Raw genomic sequence first — 22,263 nt, 5'->3', positions numbered from 1 at the left:
GCGAAGATCAGTGACGGAAGTGGCGGATGCCCGTCATCACCATCGCGATGTTGTGCTCGTCGGCGGCGGCGATCACTTCGTCGTCGCGCATCGAGCCGCCCGGCTGGATCACGCAGGTCGCGCCCGCGTTCACCACCACGTCGAGGCCGTCGCGGAACGGGAAGAACGCGTCCGACGCCACTGCCGTGCCCGCGAGCTTGAGGCCAGCGTTCTCGGCCTTGATGCTGGCGATGCGCGCCGAGTCCACGCGGCTCATCTGGCCCGCGCCCACGCCCATCGTCATGCCGTTCGCGCAGAACACGATGGCGTTCGACTTCACGAACTTCGCGACGCGCCATGCGAACAGCAGGTCGTCCATTTCCTTCGGCATGGGGTGGCGCTTCGTCACCACGCGCAGTTCGTGCGGCTGCACGTTCTTCGCGTCGAGCGATTGCACGAGCAGGCCGCCGCCCACGCGCTTCAGATCGAATGCGTTATGGCCATCGCCCAGCGCGATTTCGAGCAGACGCACGTTCTGCTTCGCGGCGAACACGGCCTTCGCGGCTTCCGAGAACGACGGCGCGATCAGCACTTCGACGAACTGCTTGGCCACGGCCTGCGCCGCGGCTTCGTCCACTTCGCGGTTGAACGCGATGATGCCGCCGAACGCCGAGGTCGGGTCGGTCTGGAACGCCTTCGAGTAGGCTTCGAGCGCGTTCGCGCCGATTGCCACGCCGCACGGATTCGCGTGCTTGATGATCACGCAGGCCGGGGCGTCGAACGTCTTCACGCATTCCCATGCCGCGTCCGAGTCGGCGATGTTGTTGTACGAGAGTTCCTTGCCTTGCAACTGCGTGTAGTTCGCGAGCGCGCCGGCGGGCGTCGTGAGGTCGCGGTAGAACGCGGCGCTCTGGTGCGGGTTTTCGCCGTAGCGCAGGTCCTGGACCTTGTCGAACGCGAGGTTCAGCACGGCCGGGTAGGCGTTGCGCGACTTGTGCTCGAGCGCTTCGGTGAGGCTCGTGAGGTAGTTCGTGATCGCGCCGTCGTACTGCGCCGTGTGCGAGAACACCTTGGTCGCGAGGCGGAAATTCGTGGCGTAGCTCACGGTATTGCCGTTCGCGCGCATTTCTTCCAGCACCTTCGCGTAGTCGGCCGGATCGACCACCACGGTCACGTCGCGATGGTTCTTCGCCGCCGAGCGCAGCATGGTCGGGCCGCCGATATCGATGTTCTCGATCGCGTCTTCCAGCGAGCACTCTTCCTTCGAGATCGTCTGGACGAACGGATAGAGGTTCACGACCAGCAGGTCGATCGTCGGGATGTTGTGCTTTTCGAGCGCGGCCATGTGCTCGGGCAGGTCGCGGCGCGCGAGGATGCCGCCGTGCACCTTCGGGTGCAGCGTTTTCACGCGCCCATCGAGCATTTCCGGAAAGCCGGTGTAGTCGGCCACTTCGGTGACGGAAAGGCCCGCGTCCGCGAGCAGTTTCGCGGTGCCGCCGGTCGAGAGGATCTTGACGCCGAGGTCCGACAGCGACTTCGCGAAGTCGACGATGCCGGCCTTATCGGAAACGGAGATGAGCGCTTGCCTGATCATGATGGGTAACGAGGTAGATTGCCGAAAGATCGAGGGGGCCGCGCCGAAGATCCAGTAAAACGCAGCGGCGTTACAGCAGGCCGTGCTGCTGGAGCTTCTTGCGCAGCGTGTTGCGGTTGATGCCGAGATACTCGGCGGCGAGCGACTGATTGCCGCCTGCCTGCTCGAGCACCACCTCGAGCATCGGTTTTTCGACGCACGCCATCACCATTTCGTAGACGTCGTGCGGATTGCTGCCGTCGAGGTCCTGGAAGTAGATGCCAAGGCTCTCGCGGACGGATTGTTCGATGTTGTGCTTGCTCATGCTGCCAGTCGATCGGTTGATTCGTCACTGCCGTCGCTGTCGTTGTTCTCGTCGTCGACGTAGACGAGGCGCTCGGAGCGCGCCTTCTGTTCGTCGAAGAACTGGTTGACGGCGACGAGCTGCTCGCGCGTGGTGTCCAGCGTATTCATGCGGTGCCGGAACGTATTGGCGCCACAAAGGCCGCGAGTGTACCAGCCGATATGCTTGCGCGCAGTACGCACGCCCGTAAATTCACCGTAAAAAGCGTAGTGGTCCTCCAGATGCTCGTTCATGATCGACTGGATTTCGTCTACGCGCGGCGGCGGCAGCAGCTCGCCGGTCGCCAGGAAATGCTCGATTTCGCGGAACAGCCACGGGCGCCCCTGCGCCGCGCGGCCGATCATGATGGCGTCGGCGCCCGTGAGCGCGAGCACTTCACGCGCCTTTTGCGGCGACGTAATGTCGCCGTTCGCGACCACCGGAATGCCCGCGGCGGCCTTCACCGCGGCAATCGTTTCGTACTCCGCTTCACCGTGATAGAGATCGGCGCGCGTGCGGCCGTGCACGGTGAGCATGGCAATGCCGCTTTCTTCGGCAATGCGCGCGATGGTGAGCGCGTTGCGGTTGTCGCGGTCCCAGCCCGTGCGGATCTTGAGCGTGACGGGCACGGCGTCGGGGCCCACGCCCACGGCGTCGACCACGGCCCTGACGATGCGCGCGACGAGCGGTTCGTTCTGCAAGAGCGCCGAGCCGGCCGCGACGTTGCAGACCTTCTTGGCCGGGCAGCCCATGTTGATGTCGATGATCTGCGCGCCGTTCGCGACGTTGTAGCGTGCGGCTTCGGCCATCATTTCCGGATCGGCCCCGGCGATCTGCACGGAGATGGGTTCCACTTCGCCCGCGTGATTGGCGCGGCGCATGGTCTTCTCGCTCTTCCAGAGCTGCGCATTGGACGCGACCATTTCGGAGACCGCATAGCCCGCGCCGAGGCGCTTGCACAGCTGGCGGAACGGCCGGTCCGTGACACCCGCCATGGGGGCGACGAACAGGTTATTACGCAAGGTGTGACGGCCGATAGTGAACATGACGCGCGGGCGAGGCCGGTGCCGCGACCCGGATGGCAATCCGGCTGGCGCGGCGAACGGCGTGAATTTGAAAAAGGGGAAACGCTTATTTTAGCGTAAGCGGGATGCGAGGTCGCGTTGCGCGGACCCTGGTCTTGTTGCGGAGCGGCGTTTCAGCGCTCAAAGAAAAGCGATGCGACCCTTAGTTCGCCTCAACTCCGCTGCCCGAACATCATCTGCCGCGCGAGCGCCGTCTTCACGGGCGGCACGAATTCGAGCGCCGTGAGCGCGAGCCCGCGCAGCGTGGCGAGCGGGCCGAAATCGACGGTGAACAGGCGGGCGAGCGTATCCGTCGCCCCGATCGTCATGCGCCGGTCGAACGCGCGGCGGCCCGCGAACTCGGCGAGTGCGCGCGGCGTGGCGCCGTGCTGCGCGAGCGAATCGGCGAGGGCGTGGGCGTCTCGCAGACCGAGATTGAGGCCTTGGCCCGCCACCGGATGCAGTGTCTGCGCCGCGTTGCCGACCGCCGCGATGCGGCCGTGGCCGGAAACGAGGGCGTCGAGCGCGTTCAGGCCGAGCGGAAACGACGCGCGGCCGTGAATCTGCGTGAAGCGGCCCATGCGCGCGCCGAACGCCACGCCGAGTTCGGCGAGGAAACCGGCGTCCGAAAGCTGCGCGCGGCGCTCGGCCTGGGCCGGGGAGCAGCACCACACCAGCGCGTAATCCGCGCCGCGCACGCCGCCCATCGGCAGGAGCGCGATCGGGCCTTCGCTCGTGAAGCGCTCCCACGCGACGTGCGGCTGCGGAGCAGCGAGCGTCACCACGCCGACCAGCGCCGTTTGCCCGTAGTCGCGCGTGCGTTTGATTTCGGCGGCCGGCGGAGCGGCCTTTGCATCGGCTTCGTCGGCCTCTTCGGCATCGTCGTGCGCGTCGCGTGGCGGCGGCGTGCGATACAGCCCGCCTTCGGCGTTCACGAGGATGCGCGTGCGCAGATGTCGCTCGACGCCCGCGCTCGCGACCGGCAGCGTCACGCCGTCGTTCTCGACGACGGGATCGTGCGCCTGTGTGTGATGCAGCCAGTGCACCGGCGTGCCGCGCACGGCCTGCGCGAGCGCCTGCACGATCGCGCCGTAGCGCGCCACGTAGCCGAGCGCGGGCAGGTCGTAGTCGTGGCGGTCGATCAGCGTGCGCCCGAAATGGCCGCGCTGCGAAACATGGATGCGCTCGATGGGCGTGGCGTCGTGCGGCCACGCGAGCGCTTCGAGCAGCGTGCGGCTGCCTTGCGAAACGGCGATGGCGCGCGGGTCGCCGGCGCTATCCTCGGGTTCGCGCGCGTCGATCAGCGCAATCGAGAGCCCTTGCGTGGCGCTGCGCCGCGCGAGCCAACCCGCGAGCGCGAGACCCACCGGCCCCGCGCCGACGATCGTCACGTCGTGGTCGAAATGGGCGGGCGCATTCGCGCCGGTGGGAATGTCGTTCGCGCTGCCGGAAACTGCGTTCATGTCGTTTGTTTCGCTTCGTGTGGAGTCTTCGCGTCTGCGTCTGCCGTCTGCGTCAGGCGCCGCGTTGTGCGTCCTGCATGAGCGCTTCGATTTCATCGGCGGCAACCGGCACGCCGCGCGTGATCAACTCGCAGCCCGTTTCAGTGACGATGGCGTCGTCCTCGATACGGATGCCGATGTCCCAGTAGCGCTCGGGCACGTCCTCGGCCGCGCGGATGTAGAGACCCGGCTCGATCGTGAGCGTCATGCCGGCGCGCAGCGTGCGCCACGGCGGCGGGGCGGCGGGCTTGTCGGCGCTTGCGGCAACGTCGCGTTCGCCGCGTTCGCCGCGTTCGCGATAGTCGCCCGCGTCGTGCACGTCCATGCCGAGCCAGTGCCCGGTGCGATGCATATAGAAGCGCGCATAGGCGCGCTCGGCGATCACGTCGTCGACGCTCGCAAAGCACTGCGGGTCGATGATGCCGGTATCGAGCAGACCCTGCGCGAGCACGCGCACCGCGGCGTCGTGCGGCGCCTCGAAGTTTACGCCGGGGCGCGTGGCGTCGATGGCGGCCTGCTGCGCGGCGAGCACGATGTCGTACAGCTCGCGTTGCGCGCTCGTGAAGCGGCCGCTCGCGGGGAACGTGCGGGTGATGTCCGAGGCGTAGCCGTTCAACTCGCACGCGGCGTCGATTAGCACGAGGTCGCCCTCGCGCGCCACTGCGTTGCCCGCGGGGTAGTGCAGCACGCACGCGTTCGCGCCTGCCGCGACGATCGAGCCGTAGGCGGGCGCCTGCGCGCCGTGCTTGCGGAACGTGTAGAGCAACTCCGCCTCGATCTCGTATTCGCGCATGCCGGGCCGGCATGTCTGCATCGCGCGAACGTGCGCAAGCGCCGAGATCTTCGCGGCGCGGCGCATGGTGTCGAGTTCGTGCGCATCCTTGAACACGCGCATGTCGTCGAGCAGCGGCAGCAGGTCATACGCGGCGGCCGGCGCCGTGACGCCGCTGCGCCCCTGCGCGCGCACCGCGTCGATCCAGCGCTTCACCTGCGCGTCGAAGCGGTCGGAGGCCGCGAGCGCGTAGTGCAGCGCCGGCCGGTTGGCGATGAACTGCGGAATGCGCGCATCGAGTTCGTCGGCAGGAAACGCGGCGTCGAAGCCGAACGCTTCGCGCGCGGCGTCGGGACCGAAGCGAAAGCCTTCCCACGTTTCGCGCTCGACGTTCTTCGCGCGGCAGAACAGGATGGCGGCGGGCTGATTCTCGCCCGCGTTCGCATCGAGCACGAGCAGCGCCTCGGGCTCCGTGAAGCCGGTGAGGTAGTAGAAGTAGCTGTCGTGCCGATAGGGATAGTCCGCGTCGCGGTTGCGCAGCGCTTCGGGCGCGGTCGGCACGAGCGCGACACCGCCGCCTTGCGCACGCAGCGCCGCAAGCACACGTTCGCGGCGCGCGCGGTAGAGCGCCGCGCCGCCGTCGGGGCCGCGCTGCATGTCGGCGGCGTCGGCCACGCTGGCCGCAGGGTGGGCTTCGCTCGAGGCGGCCGGGGCGCTTTGCTTGAGGGTCGAGTCCATGCTGAGATTGTAGCGCTGGCTACAAACGGACGCGCTGGCTCGCGGTGTCCCAACCCGCGCGCCGCCGTGGCCGGGTGTTGTCTCTTGCTGACATTATTTGTAGGAAAAATCCTGCACTGCAACAGACGGCGCGTCAGAAAATGGCCAATCCAACGTATACTTCGGCCGGATTCCAGAAAAGGCAGGTGGTATGAAACTCATCGGTTCGCTCGGCAGCCCGTATGTCCGCAAGGCGCGGATCACGCTCGCCGAAAAGAAAATCGACTACAAGCTGGTGCTCGAAAACGTGTGGGGCGAGGAAACGGCGATTCACGATTTCAACCCGCTCGGCAAGGTTCCGTGTCTCGTGATGGACGACGGCGAGGCCGTGTTCGACTCGCGCGTGATCTGCGAGTACGTCGACATGCTCTCGCCCGTGGCCAAGCTCATTCCGCCCGCAGGACGCGAGCGTATCGAAGTGCGTTGCTGGGAGGCGCTTGCCGACGGCATGCTCGACGCGACCGTGCTGATCCGCCTCGAAGGCACGCAGCGCACGCCGGAGCAGCGCAACGAGGCGTGGGTGAAGCGCCAGGAGCGCAAGATCCACGAAAGCCTGACCGCGATGGCCAAGGGGCTCGACGGCAACCCGTGGTGCGCGGGCAACCGCTACACGATCGCGGATATCGCCGTGGGCTGCGCGCTCGGCTATCTCGACTTCCGCATGCCGGAGCTGGACTGGCGCGAGGCGCATCCGAATCTCGCGCGCCACTTCGAGAAGCTCTCGCAGCGTCAGTCGTTCGTCGACACGGTGCCGCAAGGCTGACGTCCAGTCGATCGGCAACTGATGTGACTTAGACAAAACGCCCGACGGCATGGTGTGCCGTCGGGCGTTTTTCGTGTGAGTCGCGGATCGCCTTCCTCAGACGATCTTTTCCTCAGCCGGCGCGAACGAGTCGCTGCGCGCAACCGGCCACCACTTTTCGTACAGCTGATAGCGATAGCGGCCTTCGAGCAGATCGCCGGGCTTCAGGTACTTGAGCAGTTCCGACATCAGCTTCACTTCATACGACGACACGCGCCGCACGATGTGATGCGCGCGCAGATCCGATGGGCTCGCGAGACCCGCAGCCTGAATCAGTTCCTGCAGCGCGTGCAGCGTGTTGTGGTGGAAGTTGAAGACGCGCTCGCCCTTGTCCGGCACGTTCAGCGCGCGCTGGCGCACGGGGTCTTGCGTGGCGACGCCGGTGGGGCAGCGGTCCGAGTGGCACTTCTGCGCCTGGATGCAGCCCACGGCGAACATGAAGCCGCGCGCCGAATTCACCCAGTCCGCGCCGATCGCGAGCGTGCGCGCGATATCGAACGCGGTGATGATCTTGCCGCTCGCGCCGATCTTGATCTTGTCGCGCAGGCCGATGCCCACGAGCGTGTTGTGCACGAGGAGCAGCCCTTCCTGCAGCGGCGTGCCGATGTGATCGGTGAATTCGAGCGGCGCGGCGCCCGTGCCGCCTTCCGCGCCGTCCACGACGATGAAGTCGGGCAGGATGCCGGTTTCCAGCATCGCCTTGGCGATGCCGAAAAACTCCCACGGATGACCGATGCACAGCTTGAAGCCCGTGGGCTTGCCGCCCGAGAGCTTGCGCAGGCGCTCGACGAATTCGAGCAGGCCACGCGGCGTGGAGAACTCCGAGTGGCGCGCAGGCGAGACGCAATCCTTGCCGATGGGAATGCCGCGCGTTTCGGCGATCTCGGGCGTGACCTTGGCCGCGAGCAGCATGCCGCCGTGACCGGGCTTCGCACCTTGCGAGAGCTTCACCTCGATCATCTTCACCTGCGGCTCGTTCGCGAGGCGCTGGAATTTATCGGCGCTGAAGGTGCCGTCGTCGTTGCGGCAGCCGAAGTAGCCCGAGGCGATCTCCCAGATGATGTCGCCGCCATTCTCGCGGTGATACTTCGACATCGAGCCTTCGCCGGTGTCGTGCGCGAAGCCGCCTTTCTTCGCGCCCATGTTGAGCGCGCGGATGGCGTTCGCGGAGAGCGCGCCGAAGCTCATCGCCGAGATGTTGAAGATCGACATCGAGTACGGTTGTGCGCGGTTGGGGCCCACGAGCACGCGGAAGTCGCTGCCTGCGAGCTTCGTCGGCGCGAGCGAATGGCTGATCCACTCGTGGCCCACGGCCTTCACGTCGAGCTCGGTGCCGTACGGGCGGCTGTCCACCGCGTTCTTCGCGCGCTGGTAGACGAGGCTGCGCTGGGCGAGCGAGAACGGCTTTTCGTCGGTGTCGTCCTCGACGAAGTACTGGCGGATCTCGGGCCGCACGAACTCGAACAGGAACCGCAGATGACCCCAGATCGGGTAGTTGCGCAGGATCGCGTGGCGCTCCTGGAACATGTCGTAGAAGCCGAGCGCGACGAGCAGCGCGGGCACGATTACGCAGTACCACGACAGGTGATGGAACGCAGCCGCGGCAGCACAGGCTGCGAGCAGCAGCACCGCGCCCCACATGGCGAGATAACGTCGGGAAAACATCGGGGGAACTCCTCGAACTTGATGTAATGCGCGCGCCTGCTCTCCTCTTGTGAAGGGGCGGTGCGCGTCAGCCGCGCGGTTGCCGGGCGCGGCTTGCGGGAATGATGCCGCAAGTTCGTGAATCTGGCCGGGAAGCGGGCAAAGCTTTTTTTCGGCGTTCGGCAGGCGTCGAAAGTCTGATAAAAAAAACGCGGCGCCCTGGGGCGCCGCGCGGTGTTTTCTTACGTTTTGCCTGACGCTGCTCGCATCACGCGGTCGTCGCCGCAGCGGGCTTCTTGCGCGCTACGCGCTTCTTTTTCTTCGGCGCTTCGGGCGGCAGCACGGCGGGCACGTGCGGCGCGAGCGTCGTCACCGCCTCGATGATGCCGCCGCCCAGGCACACGTCGCCGTCATAGAGCACCGCCGACTGGCCGGGCGTCACGGCCCATTGCGCGTCGGGAAAACGCAGCGTGAACTGGCCTGCGCCGAATTCGTCTGCGGTATGGAACGAGCAGGGCGCATCGGCCTGGCGATAGCGCGTTTTCGCCCCGCATGTGTGGTCCTGGGCCGGCGGCTCGCCCGCCACCCAGCTCACGTTGCCGGCGCGCAGCTCGTGCGCGAGCAGCCACGGATGATCGTGGCCCTGCACGACGTAGAGTGTGTTCGAGGCCATGTCCTTGCCGGCCACGAACCACGGATCGCCGCTGCCGTCCTTGCTGCCGCCAAGGCCGATGCCCTTGCGCTGCCCGAACGTGTAGAACGCGAGGCCGATATGCTCGCCTACGACCTTGCCGTCGGGCGTCATCATCGGGCCGGGTTTGGTCGGCAGATAGCGGTTGAGGAAGTCGCGGAACGGCCGTTCGCCGATGAAGCAGATTCCTGTGGAATCCTTCTTTTTCGCGTTCGGCAGGCCGATCTTTTCGGCGATTTCGCGCACCTTCGTCTTCGGGATTTCGCCGAGCGGGAACATCGTCTTCGAAAGCTGCGCCTGGTTCAGGCGATGCAGGAAGTACGACTGATCCTTCGTGTGGTCGAGCGCCTTCAGCAGTTCGAAGCGTCCGTTGCTCTCGTTCTGGCGCACGCGCGCGTAGTGGCCCGTGGCGATCGTTTCCGCGCCGAGCGACATGGCGTGGTCCAGGAATGCCTTGAACTTGATCTCAGCGTTGCAGAGCACGTCCGGATTCGGCGTGCGTCCCGCGGAATACTCGCGCAGGAACTCCGCGAACACGCGGTCCTTGTATTCGGCGGCGAAGTTCACGGCCTCGACGTCGATGCCGATCAGGTCCGCGACCGACACCACGTCGATCCAGTCCTGGCGCGTCGAGCAGTACTCGCCGTCGTCGTCATCTTCCCAGTTCTTCATGAAGAGACCGACGACGTCGAATCCCTGCTCCTTGAGCAGCCATGCGGTAACCGACGAATCGACGCCGCCCGACATGCCTACCACGACCTTACGTTTGCTCATTTCGTTGCTGCCTTAGTTCATCCTGGGTGCTGCCTTGGGCGCCGTCGCGTGCGTCTGGATGAAGTCCAGCGGCACGCGCTTGCCAGCGAGGTAATCGTCGACACAGCGCATCACGAGCGGCGTGCGATGGCGCTCGCTCGCGGCACGCAACTCGTCCACACTCATCCACACCGTGCGGACGATGTCCGGATCGAGCGCGCGGTCTTCCGCCTCGGCTGCGACACTGCCGCAGTATGTGAAGCGCACGTACGTCGCACCGCTCTCGCCGGACTTGCCGAAGTGCGTCATATATACGCCGACCAGCGCTTCCGGCGTGAACGCATGCGCGGTTTCCTCGAGCGTTTCGCGCACCACGGCCTCGTGCAGCGTCTCGCCCGCTTCCAGATGGCCGGCGGGCTGGTTCAGGCGCAGTCCAGCTGGCGTGTGTTCCTCGACGAGCAGAAAACGCCCGTCGCGCTCGACGATCGCGGCCACGGTGACGTGGGGTGCCCAGGTTTCCTCATTCATGGGCCGGTATTTTACCGGGACGGCGCGAACGCTGCCCGGGGCCGGATCTGGCCCCACAGGGGCGCCAGCCCGGCTCGCCTGGCACTGCCGACCGTCCGGTCGGACGACACAGCGTGTTGTGTGCATCGCACAAAAACGGGCAATTCCCGCTACAAAGGCGTCGCTGCTTTCGGTTAAAGTGGTGCCGTCGTTTGCCGTTGCAATGGATGCCGGCGCTTGAACGCCGTTTGTCGGCCTCCCTTCGCTCGATTCGAGCCAGAACAGCTAGAACAAGAAGGTCGAGGAGGAAACAACGATGCATATCGGAGTGCCTGCAGAAACCCGGGCGAACGAAACCCGCGTGGCCGCGACGCCGGAGACAGTCAGGAAATACGTCGCCCAGGGCCACACGGTCACGATCCAGGCGGGCGCCGGCGTCGGCGCGAGCTATCCCGACGAGGCCTACACGACCGTGGGCGCGCAGGTCGCCGATGCGGCCACGGCCTTCGGCGCGGACCTCGTGCTCAAGGTCCAGTCGCCCACGGTCAGCGAATTGCCGTTCATGAAGCGCGGCGCAGTGCTGGTCGGCATGCTCGATCCCTTTAATGCGGAGAACGCCGCGAAACTCGCCGAGGCTGGCGTGACGGCGTTCGCGCTCGAAGCCGCGCCGCGCACCACGCGCGCACAGAGCCTCGACGTGCTGTCGTCGCAGGCCAACATCGCCGGGTACAAGGCGGTGCTCGTGGCCTCGAACCTCTATCCGCGCTTCATGCCGATGCTCATGACCGCCGCCGGCACCGTGAAAGCCGCGCGCGTGCTGATTCTCGGCGCGGGCGTGGCGGGCCTGCAGGCCATTGCCACGGCGCGGCGCCTGGGCGCGGTGATCGAGGCTTCGGACGTGCGCCCGGCCGTGAAGGAGCAGATCGAGTCGCTCGGCGGCAAATTCCTCGACGTGCCTTACGAAACCGATGAGGAGCGCGAAGCCGCCGTCGGCGTGGGCGGCTATGCCCGGCCGATGCCGCCGTCGTGGCTCACGCGCCAGTCGGCGCTGGTGCACGAGCGCGCGAAGCAGGCGGACATCATCATCTCGACCGCACTGATTCCGGGCCGCGACGCGCCGACGCTGCTGCCTTCGGAAACCGTGCAGGCGATGAAGCCGGGCTCGGTCGTGATCGACCTCGCGGCAGGCCGCGGTCCCGTTGCCGACGAGGCCAGCGGGCGACGCGGCGGCAACTGCCCGCTCACCGAGGCCGACAGGGTGGTGACGCACCACGGCGTGCAGATCTGCGGCTATACGAACCTCGCCTCGATGGTCGCCGCCGACGCCTCCGCGCTCTACGCGCGCAACCTGCTCGACTTCCTGAAGCTGATTATCACGAAGGAAGGCACGCTCAACATCGATCTCGCGGACGACATCGTCGCGGCCACGCTGCTGGCCCGCGACGGCCAGGTCACGCGCAAGGCATGACGAGGAGGAGACCAACAATGGAAGTCATCAACCATACCGTCATCAACCTGATCATCTTCGTGCTGGCCGTGTACGTGGGCTATCACGTGGTCTGGAACGTCACGCCCGCGCTGCATACGCCGCTCATGGCCGTGACCAATGCGATTTCCGCGATCGTGATCGTCGGCGCGATGCTCGCCACGGGCCTGACCGTGGGCGGACCGGGCAAGTTCTTCGGCACCTTCGCCGTGCTGCTCGCGGCCGTGAACGTGTTCGGCGGGTTCCTCGTCACGCGGCGAATGCTGGAGATGTTCCGCAAGAAGGAGCCGAAAAAGCTCTCCGCCCCCGGCAGCAAGGAGGGCGCGTAAATGAGCATGAACGTCGTTACGCTGCTTTATCTGGTGGCGTCGGTGTGCTTTATCCAGGCGCTCAAGGGACTGTCGAATCCGAAGAGCGCGCGCGCCGGCAACGTGTTCGGCATGGTCGGTATGGCCATCGCCATTCTCACGACCCTTGCCCTGATCGTGAAGGAGTCCGCACAGTTCGGCTCGAATCTCGGGCTCGGCCTTGGCTTGCTCTTTGGTGTGCTCGTGGTGGGTGGCGGCCTGGGCGCCTACGTCGCCGCGCGCGTCGAGATGACGAAGATGCCCGAACTCGTCGCGGCCATGCACTCGCTGATCGGTCTGGCGGCGGTGTGCATCGCGTATGCGGTCGTCTCCGAACCGGCAGCGTTCGGACTGGTTGCTGAAGACGCGCCGTATCCGGGCTTCCTGCCGTACGGCAACCGTATCGAGCTGTTCATCGGTACGTTCGTCGGCGCGATCACGTTCTCAGGTTCCGTGATCGCCTTCGGCAAGCTCTCCGGCAAGTACAAGTTCAGGCTGTTCCAGGGCGCGCCGGTTGTTTATCCCGGCCAGCATCTGATCAACCTGATGCTCGCGCTCGGCATGATCGGCTTCGGCATCCTGTTCTTCCTCACGCAGTCGTGGCTGCCGTTCATCATCATGACGGCGATCGCGTTCGCGCTGGGCGTGCTCATCATCATCCCGATCGGCGGCGCGGACATGCCCGTGGTCGTCTCGATGCTGAACTCGTACTCGGGCTGGGCGGCGGCGGGCATCGGCTTCTCGCTGAATAACGCCATGCTGATCATCGCGGGCTCGCTGGTGGGCTCTTCCGGCGCGATCCTGTCGTACATCATGTGCCACGCGATGAACCGCTCGTTCTTCAACGTGCTGCTGGGCGGCTTCGGCGGCGAGGCGGGTGCGGCGGCAGCAGGCGGCTCGCAGGAACAGCGTCCGGTGAAGTCGGGCTCGGCTGACGACGCCGCGTTCATGCTCGGCAATGCGGAAAGCGTCGTGATCGTGCCGGGCTACGGTCTCGCGGTGGCGCGCGCACAGCATGCGCTGAAGGAACTCACCGACAAGCTCGTGGAAAAGGGCGTGGACGTGCGCTACGCGATCCATCCGGTGGCGGGCCGCATGCCGGGCCACATGAACGTGCTGCTCGCGGAAGCCGAAGTGCCCTACGACATGGTGTTCGAGATGGAGGACATCAACAACGAGTTCGGCCAGACCGACGTGGTGCTGGTGCTCGGGGCGAACGACGTGGTGAATCCGGCGGCGAAGAATGACCCGAAGTCGCCGATCGCGGGCATGCCGATCATCGAGGCGTACAAGGCGCGCACGATCATCGTGAACAAGCGCTCGATGGCGGCGGGCTACGCGGGCCTCGACAACGAGCTCTTCTACATGGATAAAACCATGATGGTGTTCGGCGACGCGAAGAAGGTGATCGAGGAGATGGTGAAGGCGGTGGAGTAGGTGCGGCTCGCATGAAACCCACGCGAAAGGCGCGCAGCGATGCGCGCCTTTTTCAATTGCGGCTGTGCTGAGCGCTCACAGCGAAGGCGCATTCACGCGGCGCAGATAGTCGGCCAGCCGCCGCCCGCTCACGTCGGGAAACTGCTCGAGCACTTCCACGTTCTCCATGCGCGCGATGTTGAAGTTGCGGAAGTCCTCGCGCATTTCGCACCAGGCGCCCACGGTCCATTGCGCGCCCCAGTACACGAGCCCAAGCGGCCAGATGCGCCGCTCCGTATGCGCGCCGATGCGGTCGCAGTACGCGAAGCGCACGACGAGCCGCGTGTCGACGGCGCGGTGCAGCGCGTCGAGCTTGTCCGAGAACGCGTGGTCCATGTGATACGCCGGCGCGAACACGGCGAGCCGTTCCAGCACGGCGCGCTTTTCCGCGGGCATCGCGGCGGCGATCTTCGCCAGCGCACCGCGTGCGCCGCTCGCGAGCGCCGCGCCGCCCCACGATTCGGCCATGCGCGCCCCCACCGCGAGCGCGGTGAGTTCGTCGGCGGTGAAGGTGAGCGGCGGCAGACTCGCCGTGCGCGCGAGCCGGTAGCCGATGCCCGCCTCGCCCTCGATCGGCACGCCCGAAAGCTGCAGGTCGCGCACGTCGCGATAGACCGTGCGCGGCGAGACTTCGAGCCATTCTGACAGTTGCTGCGCGGTGGTGAGACGGCGGCCGCGCAGCAGTTCGGCGATGCGAAAAAGGCGGTCGGCACGGCGGGTCATGGCAGGGCGGTCGCGAAGGCGGGCGCGGTGACTGGGATAAGCACAGATGATAGCGCCGGGCGCGCGGCGCCCGGCCGTGGCTTAACCGAGCTTCGGCGCGTGCAGACCGACGCGGTTGCCTTCGGTATCGATGAAGAAGCCGATATAACCGTAGTTGTTCGGCAGCTCCACCGCTGGCCCTTGCTGCTTGCCGCCGGCCTTTGCCACACGGTCGAGCACGGCCGTGACCGATGGCTGCGCGTTCAGATACACGAGCACGCCCTTCGGGTCGGGCTTGGCGTCATGCGGATTGAACACGATGCAGCCGCCGGTTTCCGTATCGGTGTGAGCGAACAGCGCCATCGGCACGCCGCCGACTACTTCGCGCTGCAGCGCGGTGTCGAAGGCGGTTTCGTAAAAGCGGGCGGCACGCTCCAGGTCGTGCGCGGGAATTTCGAACCACGAGATCACACGGGACAGATCGGTAGACACGGTGCAGCTCCTCGAAGACAACGGCGGACGTTGAATGGCGGCAGCCGGGCGGCGGCAGCCTCGCCGGATGGCGTAGAAGCAGTGTGCCAGGGGGCTGCTGACAGCGTGTTGTCAGTAGGTTTGACGCGCCGTGCCGGGCGCTTCGGCGGCGGGTGGGAGCGTCACCCGCCGTGCGCGTTTGCCAATGTCAGCTGGCGTCGTCGTTGCCGGCGGCGGGGTTCGCGCCGCCGCTGGCCGGACGCTGGCGCACGCTGCCCGCGATCAGGTCGAAGCGGAACAGGCGGCATTCGAGCGCGCCGTTGTAGAGCGGCGTCTTGGCGGCTTCGCGCAGGCGCAGCTGGCCCGGCAGCTTGCGGTCCGAGGTGAGGACGAACGCGCGCCAGCCCGTGAAGCGCTGCTTGAGCGCGTCGCCGAGTGCCTGGAAGAACTCGGCGTCGGGCGCCTCGTCCTTGGCGCGGCGGAAGCCTTCGTCATCGTCGCCGCGCAGCTCGCGCGCCGTCGGGCGCGCCTCGCCGCGCGCGTTGCGGCCGCGCACTTCGATACGCTCGCCGTACGGCGGATTCGCCACGAGAATGCCGGGCGCAGCCGAGGGCGGCGTCATGTTGCGCGCGTCGAGCTGCTTGAGCGTCACGCTGCCGAAGCCCGCGCGCTTGAAGTTCGCACGCGCCTTTTCCAGCATGACGTCGGAGATGTCACTGCCGTAAATCAGCAGGTCGCTGGTCTTGCTTTGTGCGAGGTTGCGTGCGGTGTTCGCCTCGCTCTTGAGGTGCCTCCACGCGGCCAAGTCGGCCTGCTTGAGCGACTCGAAGCCAAAGCGGCGATCGAGCCCCGGTGCGATGTCGAGCGCGACTTGCGCGGCTTCCGCGAGGAAGGTGCCGCTGCCGCACATCGGGTCATAGAGCGGCGTGCCGGGCGTCCAGCCCGTGAGGCGCAGGATGCCCGCGGCGAGGTTCTCGCGCAGCGGGGCGGCGCCCTTGTCCAGACGCCAGCCGCGTTTGAAAAGCGGCTCGCCCGAGGTGTCGAGATAGAGCGTGCATTCGTTCGCCGTGAGGAAGGCGAACACGCGCACATCGGGATAGGCGGTATCGACGCTCGGACGCGCGCCGGCCTTGTCGCGCATGCGGTCGCAGATCGCGTCCTTCACGCGCAGCGTGGCGAATTCGAGGCTGCGCAGCGGCGACTTGATCGCGGTGATGTCGATGCGGATCGTCTCGTTCGCCGAGAACCACTTCTCCCATTGCTGCTCGCGCGCGAGCGCATAGATGTCCTGTTCGCTGCGGTACGGCCGCTGGGCGATCTTCAGGAGCACGCGGCTCGCGATGCGCGAATGGAGGTTGGCGGCGATGCCGCCGGCCCAGTTGCCGCGGAAGTGCACGCCGCCGGGCACCTCGGCGCCGACCTGGAGTGCGCCGGGCGGCAGGCGCCGTTGCGCGGTTTCGGCCAGTTCGGCGGCGAGCGCGGCTTCGAGGCCGCGCGGGCAGGGGGCAAAGAAATCGAAAGACATGAAGGAGGATGGGACGCTGCGGGGAAGGCGCTATTGTACGCGGGTTGCGGGAGCGGCCAGACGTGTATGCCGCCCGCGCCGCTGAAGACCGCTCAATGCCCGCCCTTGGCCGCCATCTGCCGCGTCCCTGACGCCTCCTCCGAGAATGCCTGGTGCGGGCCTTTATTGGATCCGGATCGCCTGCGGGGCGTGGGGATCAGCTACGCCGCGGGGCCGCGCCAGCGCAAATCCGCCCCCTCAGCCGCCGGCGGCCGCCATCTGCGGGCAGGCAATGCTCGGCGCCGCCTTCGCGCGCGCGCCCGTCTTCGCGCCATTCGCCGCCACGCTCACGCGCGGCGCGGCCGCGAGCGCGCGCACGCCGCTCGCGATCGACTGCGAGAGCGCCTCGACCGCCTGCCGGTGGCCGATGACGAGCGCGTCGTAGCCGTCGCCCACCTTCTGGTTGAGCACGCTGCGGCAGGTCAGGACCGTTTGCGTGTCGAGCGCGCGTACGCTCCACACGGCGTCGATGAGCGCATGCGAGCCCGGCCACGATTCGAAGCGCTGCACGTTCACGCTCACGCGATACACGGGCACGCCCTCGGGATGCGGCGAGCCGTACACGTCGATGGTGCCGAGCTGCTGCGTGAGGTCGCCCGAGAGCGCCCGGCGGATCTCGTCGCCGGGCATCGAGGACCAGCGCTCCTGCTCGAGTACGCGCACCTGGTTGGCGTCGGTTTGCACGACGAACTGGGTCTTTGCGACCTGCGGCGGAACATCCACAGGCGCCAGTTCGATCAGCCACTGGGCGTTGCCTGCGCCCTGCGCGGCCGCGGTGCGAGCCGTGTCGTCGCTCGGGCTGAGCGTGTAGAACCGGCTGGCGGGCGAACTGCAGCCCGCCAGTGCGGCGGCGATGACCAGCGCGCCGAGCGCGGCAAGGGCGGGGACGCGTCGGAGCGTCATGGCTTGTCTCCAGATTTGCCGCGCAGCAGCGATTCGGGATGGCGCTCCAGATAGTCGGAGAGCGCGTTGAGCGATTGCAGCGTACGCGTGAGTTCCTGCATCGCCTGGTGCACGTCGGACTGCAGCGGCGAATCCTGCTGCAGCGTGGACTGCGCGGCGTTGAAGGTCTTCTGCGCCTGGTCGAGCGTGCCTTGCAGCTGCGGCAGGATCTGGTCGTTCACCTTGCCGAACAGCTGGTTGGCGTTCTTGAGCGACTCGTTCAGGTTGTTGCCGATCTTGTCGAACGGAATCTGATCGAGCTTCTTCGCGATGTCCGCGACCTGCAGCTGCAGTTCTTCGAGCGAGTTCGGCACCGTGGGCAGCTCGAGCGGATCGTGGTTGAAGTCGACCGTCGCCGGGCCCGCCTTCGGGAAGATGTCGAGCGCGATGTAAAGCTGACCCGTGATCAAATTGCCGGTGCGCAACTGGCCGCGCAGGCCGCGCGCGACGAGCCGCTTGATCAGCTCCTGGCTTTGCGGCGTATGCGGCGCGGGCGTTTCGCCGCGGATGCGGCGCGACAGGCGCAGCGGGTAGAGGTCGATCGTCACGGGCATCGTGAAGTTGTGCTGTTTCGGGTCGTACTCGATGCCGATGTCGGTTACCTGACCGAGCGCGATGCCGCGGAAATCGACCGTCGCGCCCACCGAAAGGCCGCGCAACGACTGGTTGAAGTACATGACCACGCGTTGCGGCGCGCCGTCCGGCTCGCGCATTGCCTCAGCCTCGTCGGAGGCGAGCGCGAAGGTGGCGCTGTCGGGCGCCTGGGGGCCCATGGACTGGCCGGGCGGCGCCTGGAACGCGAGGCCGCCTACCACGATGGTGGCGAGCGACTGCGTGTTGACCTTGATGCCGTTCGAATCGAGCTGCACGTTCACGCCGCTCGCGTGCCACCAGCGCGTGTTGGTGCCCACGTACTGGTCGAAGGGCGCGCTCACGAACACCTGTACCGTCACGCCGGTGCCGTCCTTGTCGAGCGAATAGCCTGTCACCTGGCCTACCTGGATGCGCCGGAAGAAGATCGGCGTGCCGATGTCGAGCGAGCCGAGCGTCGCACTGTGCAAGGTATAGCGATGCCCCTTCTCGTCGATGGTCACGGCAGGCGGCGCTTCCAGCCCGACGAAGTCGCTTTGCGATTCCTGCGAGCGGCCGGCGTCGGCGCCGATATACGAGCCCGAGAGCAGCGTGGTGAGGCCCGAGACGCCGCTTGCGCCCACGCGCGGGCGCACGACCCAGAAGCGGCTGTCCTTCACGGCGAAGCGTTCGGCGTCCTTGGTGAGCTCGACCGTGACGATCACATGCGAAAGGTTGGGCGAGAGCTTGATCGCACGCACCGAGCCGATGTCCACGTCCTTGTACTTGACCTTGGTCTTGCCGGGCTCGAGTCCTTCGGCGCTCACGAAGCTGATCGTGATGGTCGGGCCGCGCGTGGCGACCGACTTCACGACGAGCGCCACGCCGATCAGCGCCGCGACGATCGGCACGATCCAGACGAGCGAAGGCAGCCAGCGCCGCGGCTTGACGATCTCCGGCTCCGGCAGATTGGGCGGGGTCGGTCCTTTCGGACTATTCATGGGGTTGATCCTGTGTGTGTTGCGCAGGTTTGTGTTTGTCTTCGTCCACCGGATCCCAGATCAAGCGCGGATCGAACTGCATCGAGGCGATCATCGTCAGGATCACGACCGAGCCGAACGCGATCGCGCCGGGGCCCGCCGTGATGACCGCAAGCGACTGGAAGCGTACCAGCGCCACGGTTAGCGTGACAACGAACACGTCGAGCATCGACCAGCGCCCGATGAATTCGACGAGCCGGTAGAGCTTCGTGCGTTCCACGGGCCGCCATGTCGAGCCGCGCTGCGAGGTGATCGCGAGCAGCGCGAGCACCGACAGCTTGAGCATCGGCACGAGAATGCTGGCGATGAAGACGATCACGGCGAGCGGCCAGTCGCCCGAGGTCCAGAAGTAGACCACGCCGCTCATGATGGTGTCGTCCTCGTCGCCGACGAGCGAGGCCGTATGCATCACAGGCAGCAGGTTCGCGGGGATGTAGAGCAGCGCCGCGGCAATCAGGAGCGCCCACGTGCGCATGATGCTGTCCGGATTGCGCTCGTGCACGGGCGAGCCGCAGCGTGCGCAGCGCGCGTGCTTCGGCGCGCGCACGTGCGGCTGCACGTGCCCGCAGGCGTGGCAGGAGACGTAGCCGGCGTCGCTGGCGGTCTGGTATTTCATCGGGGCCCCTTGGGGAGCGGGCCGCCGCGCGGCGCCGCCGGGTCTTGCGCGCGCTCGCCGGGCTCGCGGATCTCGGGCTCGGAGAGCGGATGGGCCGCAGCCGGTGACGGCGCGGCGGGCGAAGGCGGCGCGTGCGGTCCGCCCGTGCCGGCGTCGCCTGCGAGGCCGCCCGGACCCGCGCCGCCCTCGCGCGCCGCGCGTGCGGCGTCGCGCAGGCCGTCGGCGATATCCCAGAGCGTGCGCGCATCGAAGGTGACGACCACGGTGAACATCAGGGTGAGCGCGCCGAAGGCGAAGAGCGCGGTTTCGGGAATCACGCGCGCGAGGCTCACCATTTTCACGATCGTGATGAGCACGCCCAGCATGAAGACTTCGAGCATGCCCCAGGGCCGCACGAACTGGATGGCGCGCAGCACGTGGTCGAAGCCCGGTGGAATGAAGCCGCGCCGCACCGGCAGCAGGACGTAAAGCAGCGCTACCATCTCCGTGAGCGGAAAGAGGATGGTTGCGCAGAAGACGATCACCGCGATGATCTCCATGTCCTCGTGCCACAGCACCACGAGGGCGCCGAACAGGCTCGACTCCGTAGTGATACCGTTCGCATCGAGCTCGATGATCGGGAACGACTGGGCGATGATGAAGGTGACGAGCGCCGCGACCGTGATGGCGCAGATGCGGTCGAGCTGGGACGCGGCGCTGCTGTAGAGCGTGGCGCCGCAGCGCGAGCAGCGCGCTGACTGGCGGCCGAGCAGCCGCGGCTTGCGGTAGAGCGCGTCGCAGTCGTGACACGCGATCAGTTTGTCCTGGGCCATGCGGGCAGGTGACGCAAAACGACGTGAACGAGGGACGCGCTGCGGCGGCACACAATCAGGAAGGTGCCGACAGCGCTTCGCGCCATGTTACCAAACGCGCCCGGCGGCGTGCCGGAACGAGCCGCCGACCCCCGACGGGGCGGCCGCCGGGGCTGCCGCGGGGCTGCCGCGGGGCAAGCCGCGGGTCAGCCGCTCAAGCGGCGCTCGCGTGGCCGGCGAACGGGCTGCGAAGTGTGCCACGTTTGCGCCGTGCGCGTGTGCGAGCCCGGCCCGGACCCGGCCCTTATCTCCGGATGTTTGCAGTCACCCAATTTGGATTATCTTTCGGGCATGGAGCATGCATGGCTGCGCAAGGTGGCCGCTGCCCATCCACGAAGTCAATGACTACGCAATCAAAGCGAGACGATCATGGAAGCCTTGTCGAGGTGGATTCGTTCTTATCGGTGGCGCCCGGCGGTCGGGGCCGCGGCAGTGTGGACCGGCGGCGCCGCGGTGCTGCTCGCGGGCGGGGCCGCCCATGCGCAGCTCGACGCGGCGAAGAGCACGATCGTCGCCGTCTCGCGCCAGATGAACGTATCGGTCCAGGGCAGCTTCACGAAGTTCGACGCGCAGATCGCCTTCGATCCGGCCAAACCCGCGGGCGGCAGCGCGAAGATCACGGTCGACACGGCGAGCTATGATCTGGGAGACCCGACCTACAACGATTCGGTGCACGGGCCCGAATGGTTCGACGCGAAGACGTTCCCGCAGGCAACGTTCGTCTCGACCGCCATCGCGCCGACCGCAACGAACCAGTACAGCGTGAGCGGCAAACTGACGATCAAGGGGCACACGCAGAACGTGGCTGTCCCCGTCGTGCTCACGCAGCAGGGCGGCACGCAGACCTTCGACGGCACGTTGCCGATCCACCGGCTCGCCTTCGAAATCGGCACCGGCGAGTGGAAGGACACCTCGATCGTCGCCGACGAAGTGCTCATCAAATTTCATATCGTCGTCGCGCACAAGTAGATCGACGACTCCGAGGAGGTGCTATTGAACACGCTCGCACTGATGGCCGCAGGGGGCGCCGTGTCGCTCGCCGCCTTGGTGACGCACGCCGTGCACGCCGCCGATACTTACCAGCTCGATCCGAACCACACGTTTCCGAGCTTCGAGTCTGACCACTTCGGCGGTCTTTCCACGTGGCGCGGCAAGTTCACGAAGACCACGGGCATGGTCACGCTGGACCGCGCGGCCAAAACGGGCACCGTGGACGTGACGATCGATCCGGCGTCGATCCAGACCGGCAATCCGCAGCTCGACCAGCACCTGGTGGGCGACGACTTTCTCGATGTCGCGAAGTACCCCACGGCCACCTACAAGGGCACGCGCATCGTCTTCAATGGCGACACGCCCAAGGAAGTGATCGGCGACTTCACGCTGCACGGCGTGACGCGGCCGCTCAAGCTCGAGATCGAGTCGTTCAAGTGCATGCAGCACCCGGTGCTCAAACGCGAGGTGTGCGGCGTGGAGGCCGAGGCCGCATTCAATCGCGACGACTTCGGCATGGACTCGGGCAAGAAGTATGGCTTCAAGATGAAGACCACGCTGCATATCCAGGCCGAAGGGATCAAGCAATAGGGAAGCGCGGCAGCGCGGCGAAGGCCGTTGCGCAGGCACGAAAAAAAAGGTTCTTCGTAGGAAACCGTGGAGCTTCTGAGGAAGATTGCGTAACCTGAGTCCTGACTTTTATGGAATTCAGGAGGCGGAGTTGCTCGATCGCAAGGCACTTCAGGCGCTGGGCTGCTGGACAGGATATCGGCTGGAACGGGTTGAATGGCCACAAGGTGA

At 66.6% G+C, this 22,263-nt stretch carries 20 protein-coding genes and 1 pseudogene; 6 read left to right on the top strand and 15 right to left on the bottom strand.

Annotated elements, in window-relative coordinates; all coding sequences use genetic code 11:
* Positions 1 to 7: 7 nt before the first annotated feature.
* The 5 genes from purH to AB4Y42_RS24965 all read right to left on the bottom strand — a co-directional run bounded on the left by purH (position 8) and on the right by AB4Y42_RS24965 (position 5,890).
* Positions 8 to 1,573 carry a bifunctional phosphoribosylaminoimidazolecarboxamide formyltransferase/IMP cyclohydrolase gene (purH, locus tag AB4Y42_RS24985; protein ID WP_368695672.1) on the bottom strand — a complete coding sequence of 522 codons (1,566 nt, stop codon included), beginning with the start codon at positions 1,571 to 1,573 and terminating at the stop codon, positions 8 to 10.
* A 70-nt stretch (positions 1,574 to 1,643) separates the two neighbouring features.
* Positions 1,644 to 1,877 (bottom strand): Fis family transcriptional regulator, encoded by a 234-nt coding sequence (locus AB4Y42_RS24980; RefSeq protein ID WP_028216158.1) that lies wholly within the window; start codon positions 1,875 to 1,877, stop codon positions 1,644 to 1,646.
* Positions 1,874 to 2,941 carry a tRNA dihydrouridine synthase DusB gene (gene dusB / locus AB4Y42_RS24975; RefSeq protein WP_368690196.1) on the bottom strand — a complete coding sequence of 356 codons (1,068 nt, stop codon included), beginning with the start codon at positions 2,939 to 2,941 and terminating at the stop codon, positions 1,874 to 1,876. The genes AB4Y42_RS24980 and dusB overlap by 4 nt, the downstream gene beginning before the upstream one ends.
* A gap of 191 nt (positions 2,942 to 3,132) precedes the next feature.
* Entirely contained in the window at positions 3,133 to 4,422 is a 1,290-nt protein-coding gene (locus tag AB4Y42_RS24970; RefSeq protein ID WP_368695671.1) for a UbiH/UbiF/VisC/COQ6 family ubiquinone biosynthesis hydroxylase, read from the bottom strand.
* Between the two features lie 52 nt (positions 4,423 to 4,474).
* Positions 4,475 to 5,890: an aminopeptidase P N-terminal domain-containing protein gene (locus tag AB4Y42_RS24965; RefSeq protein ID WP_368695773.1), complete on the bottom strand. Its 1,416-nt coding sequence runs from the start codon at positions 5,888 to 5,890 to the stop codon at positions 4,475 to 4,477.
* 271 nt (positions 5,891 to 6,161) lie between these two features.
* On the opposite strand from AB4Y42_RS24965, the gene AB4Y42_RS24960 reads away from it, so the two are divergent.
* Positions 6,162 to 6,773, top strand: coding sequence for a glutathione S-transferase family protein (locus tag AB4Y42_RS24960; RefSeq protein WP_368690198.1), 612 nt, complete (start codon positions 6,162 to 6,164; stop codon positions 6,771 to 6,773).
* Between the two features lie 96 nt (positions 6,774 to 6,869).
* Here the strand turns inward: AB4Y42_RS24960 and AB4Y42_RS24955 are convergent, their stop codons facing one another.
* The 3 genes from AB4Y42_RS24955 to AB4Y42_RS24945 form a co-directional block, all read right to left on the bottom strand.
* The gene (locus AB4Y42_RS24955) at positions 6,870 to 8,477 is read right to left on the bottom strand and encodes an FMN-binding glutamate synthase family protein (protein ID WP_368695670.1); all 1,608 of its coding nucleotides are present in this window, start codon (positions 8,475 to 8,477) and stop codon (positions 6,870 to 6,872) included.
* A gap of 247 nt (positions 8,478 to 8,724) precedes the next feature.
* Complete coding sequence (gene mnmA, locus AB4Y42_RS24950) at positions 8,725 to 9,921, bottom strand: tRNA 2-thiouridine(34) synthase MnmA (RefSeq protein ID WP_368695669.1); 1,197 nt, start codon at positions 9,919 to 9,921, stop codon at positions 8,725 to 8,727.
* A gap of 12 nt (positions 9,922 to 9,933) precedes the next feature.
* The gene (locus AB4Y42_RS24945) at positions 9,934 to 10,428 is read right to left on the bottom strand and encodes an NUDIX hydrolase (RefSeq protein ID WP_368695668.1); all 495 of its coding nucleotides are present in this window, start codon (positions 10,426 to 10,428) and stop codon (positions 9,934 to 9,936) included.
* 295 nt (positions 10,429 to 10,723) lie between these two features.
* On the opposite strand from AB4Y42_RS24945, the gene AB4Y42_RS24940 reads away from it, so the two are divergent.
* Genes AB4Y42_RS24940 through AB4Y42_RS24930 form a run of 3 tightly spaced genes read left to right on the top strand, consistent with a single transcriptional unit; the run spans position 10,724 to position 13,677 of the window.
* Positions 10,724 to 11,875 (top strand): Re/Si-specific NAD(P)(+) transhydrogenase subunit alpha, encoded by a 1,152-nt coding sequence (locus AB4Y42_RS24940; RefSeq protein WP_368695667.1) that lies wholly within the window; start codon positions 10,724 to 10,726, stop codon positions 11,873 to 11,875.
* Positions 11,876 to 11,892: 17 nt separating this feature from the next.
* Positions 11,893 to 12,222: an NAD(P) transhydrogenase subunit alpha gene (locus AB4Y42_RS24935; RefSeq protein ID WP_028201972.1), complete on the top strand. Its 330-nt coding sequence runs from the start codon at positions 11,893 to 11,895 to the stop codon at positions 12,220 to 12,222.
* Positions 12,223 to 13,677: an NAD(P)(+) transhydrogenase (Re/Si-specific) subunit beta gene (locus AB4Y42_RS24930; protein WP_368695666.1), complete on the top strand. Its 1,455-nt coding sequence runs from the start codon at positions 12,223 to 12,225 to the stop codon at positions 13,675 to 13,677.
* A gap of 75 nt (positions 13,678 to 13,752) precedes the next feature.
* Here AB4Y42_RS24930 and AB4Y42_RS24925 read toward each other — a convergent pair.
* The 7 genes and pseudogenes from AB4Y42_RS24925 to AB4Y42_RS24895 all read right to left on the bottom strand — a co-directional run.
* A pseudogene (locus tag AB4Y42_RS24925) lies at positions 13,753 to 14,445 on the bottom strand (helix-turn-helix transcriptional regulator); the annotation flags it as partial.
* A gap of 75 nt (positions 14,446 to 14,520) precedes the next feature.
* Positions 14,521 to 14,910 (bottom strand): VOC family protein, encoded by a 390-nt coding sequence (locus AB4Y42_RS24920; RefSeq protein WP_342919346.1) that lies wholly within the window; start codon positions 14,908 to 14,910, stop codon positions 14,521 to 14,523.
* A 187-nt stretch (positions 14,911 to 15,097) separates the two neighbouring features.
* The gene (locus AB4Y42_RS24915) at positions 15,098 to 16,414 is read right to left on the bottom strand and encodes a class I SAM-dependent RNA methyltransferase (RefSeq protein ID WP_368690203.1); all 1,317 of its coding nucleotides are present in this window, start codon (positions 16,412 to 16,414) and stop codon (positions 15,098 to 15,100) included.
* A 237-nt stretch (positions 16,415 to 16,651) separates the two neighbouring features.
* The gene (locus tag AB4Y42_RS24910) at positions 16,652 to 17,356 is read right to left on the bottom strand and encodes a membrane integrity-associated transporter subunit PqiC (RefSeq protein WP_368695665.1); all 705 of its coding nucleotides are present in this window, start codon (positions 17,354 to 17,356) and stop codon (positions 16,652 to 16,654) included.
* Positions 17,353 to 18,966, bottom strand: coding sequence for an intermembrane transport protein PqiB (locus tag AB4Y42_RS24905; protein WP_368690205.1), 1,614 nt, complete (start codon positions 18,964 to 18,966; stop codon positions 17,353 to 17,355). The genes AB4Y42_RS24910 and AB4Y42_RS24905 overlap by 4 nt, the downstream gene beginning before the upstream one ends.
* A complete protein-coding gene (locus AB4Y42_RS24900) occupies positions 18,959 to 19,621 on the bottom strand; it encodes a paraquat-inducible protein A (protein ID WP_342919343.1) in 663 nt (220 codons plus the stop codon). The genes AB4Y42_RS24905 and AB4Y42_RS24900 overlap by 8 nt, the downstream gene beginning before the upstream one ends.
* Positions 19,618 to 20,433, bottom strand: a complete 816-nt coding sequence (locus AB4Y42_RS24895; protein WP_368695664.1) for a paraquat-inducible protein A — start codon at positions 20,431 to 20,433, stop codon at positions 19,618 to 19,620. Before AB4Y42_RS24895 ends, AB4Y42_RS24900 begins: the two co-directional genes overlap by 4 nt.
* Positions 20,434 to 20,841: 408 nt before the next feature.
* Here AB4Y42_RS24895 and AB4Y42_RS24890 point away from each other — a divergent pair, with 408 nt between their 5' ends.
* Complete coding sequence (locus tag AB4Y42_RS24890) at positions 20,842 to 21,441, top strand: YceI family protein (protein WP_368695663.1); 600 nt, start codon at positions 20,842 to 20,844, stop codon at positions 21,439 to 21,441.
* A gap of 42 nt (positions 21,442 to 21,483) precedes the next feature.
* Positions 21,484 to 22,053: a YceI family protein gene (locus AB4Y42_RS24885; RefSeq protein WP_368695772.1), complete on the top strand. Its 570-nt coding sequence runs from the start codon at positions 21,484 to 21,486 to the stop codon at positions 22,051 to 22,053.
* Positions 22,054 to 22,263 lie beyond the last annotated feature (210 nt).

It is taken from the genome of Paraburkholderia sp. EG286B (genome assembly GCF_040965655.1).
GTDB lineage: Bacteria > Pseudomonadota > Gammaproteobacteria > Burkholderiales > Burkholderiaceae > Paraburkholderia.
Note: the sequence above shows the minus strand (reverse complement) of the source record. Positions and strands in the feature narration are given on the sequence as shown.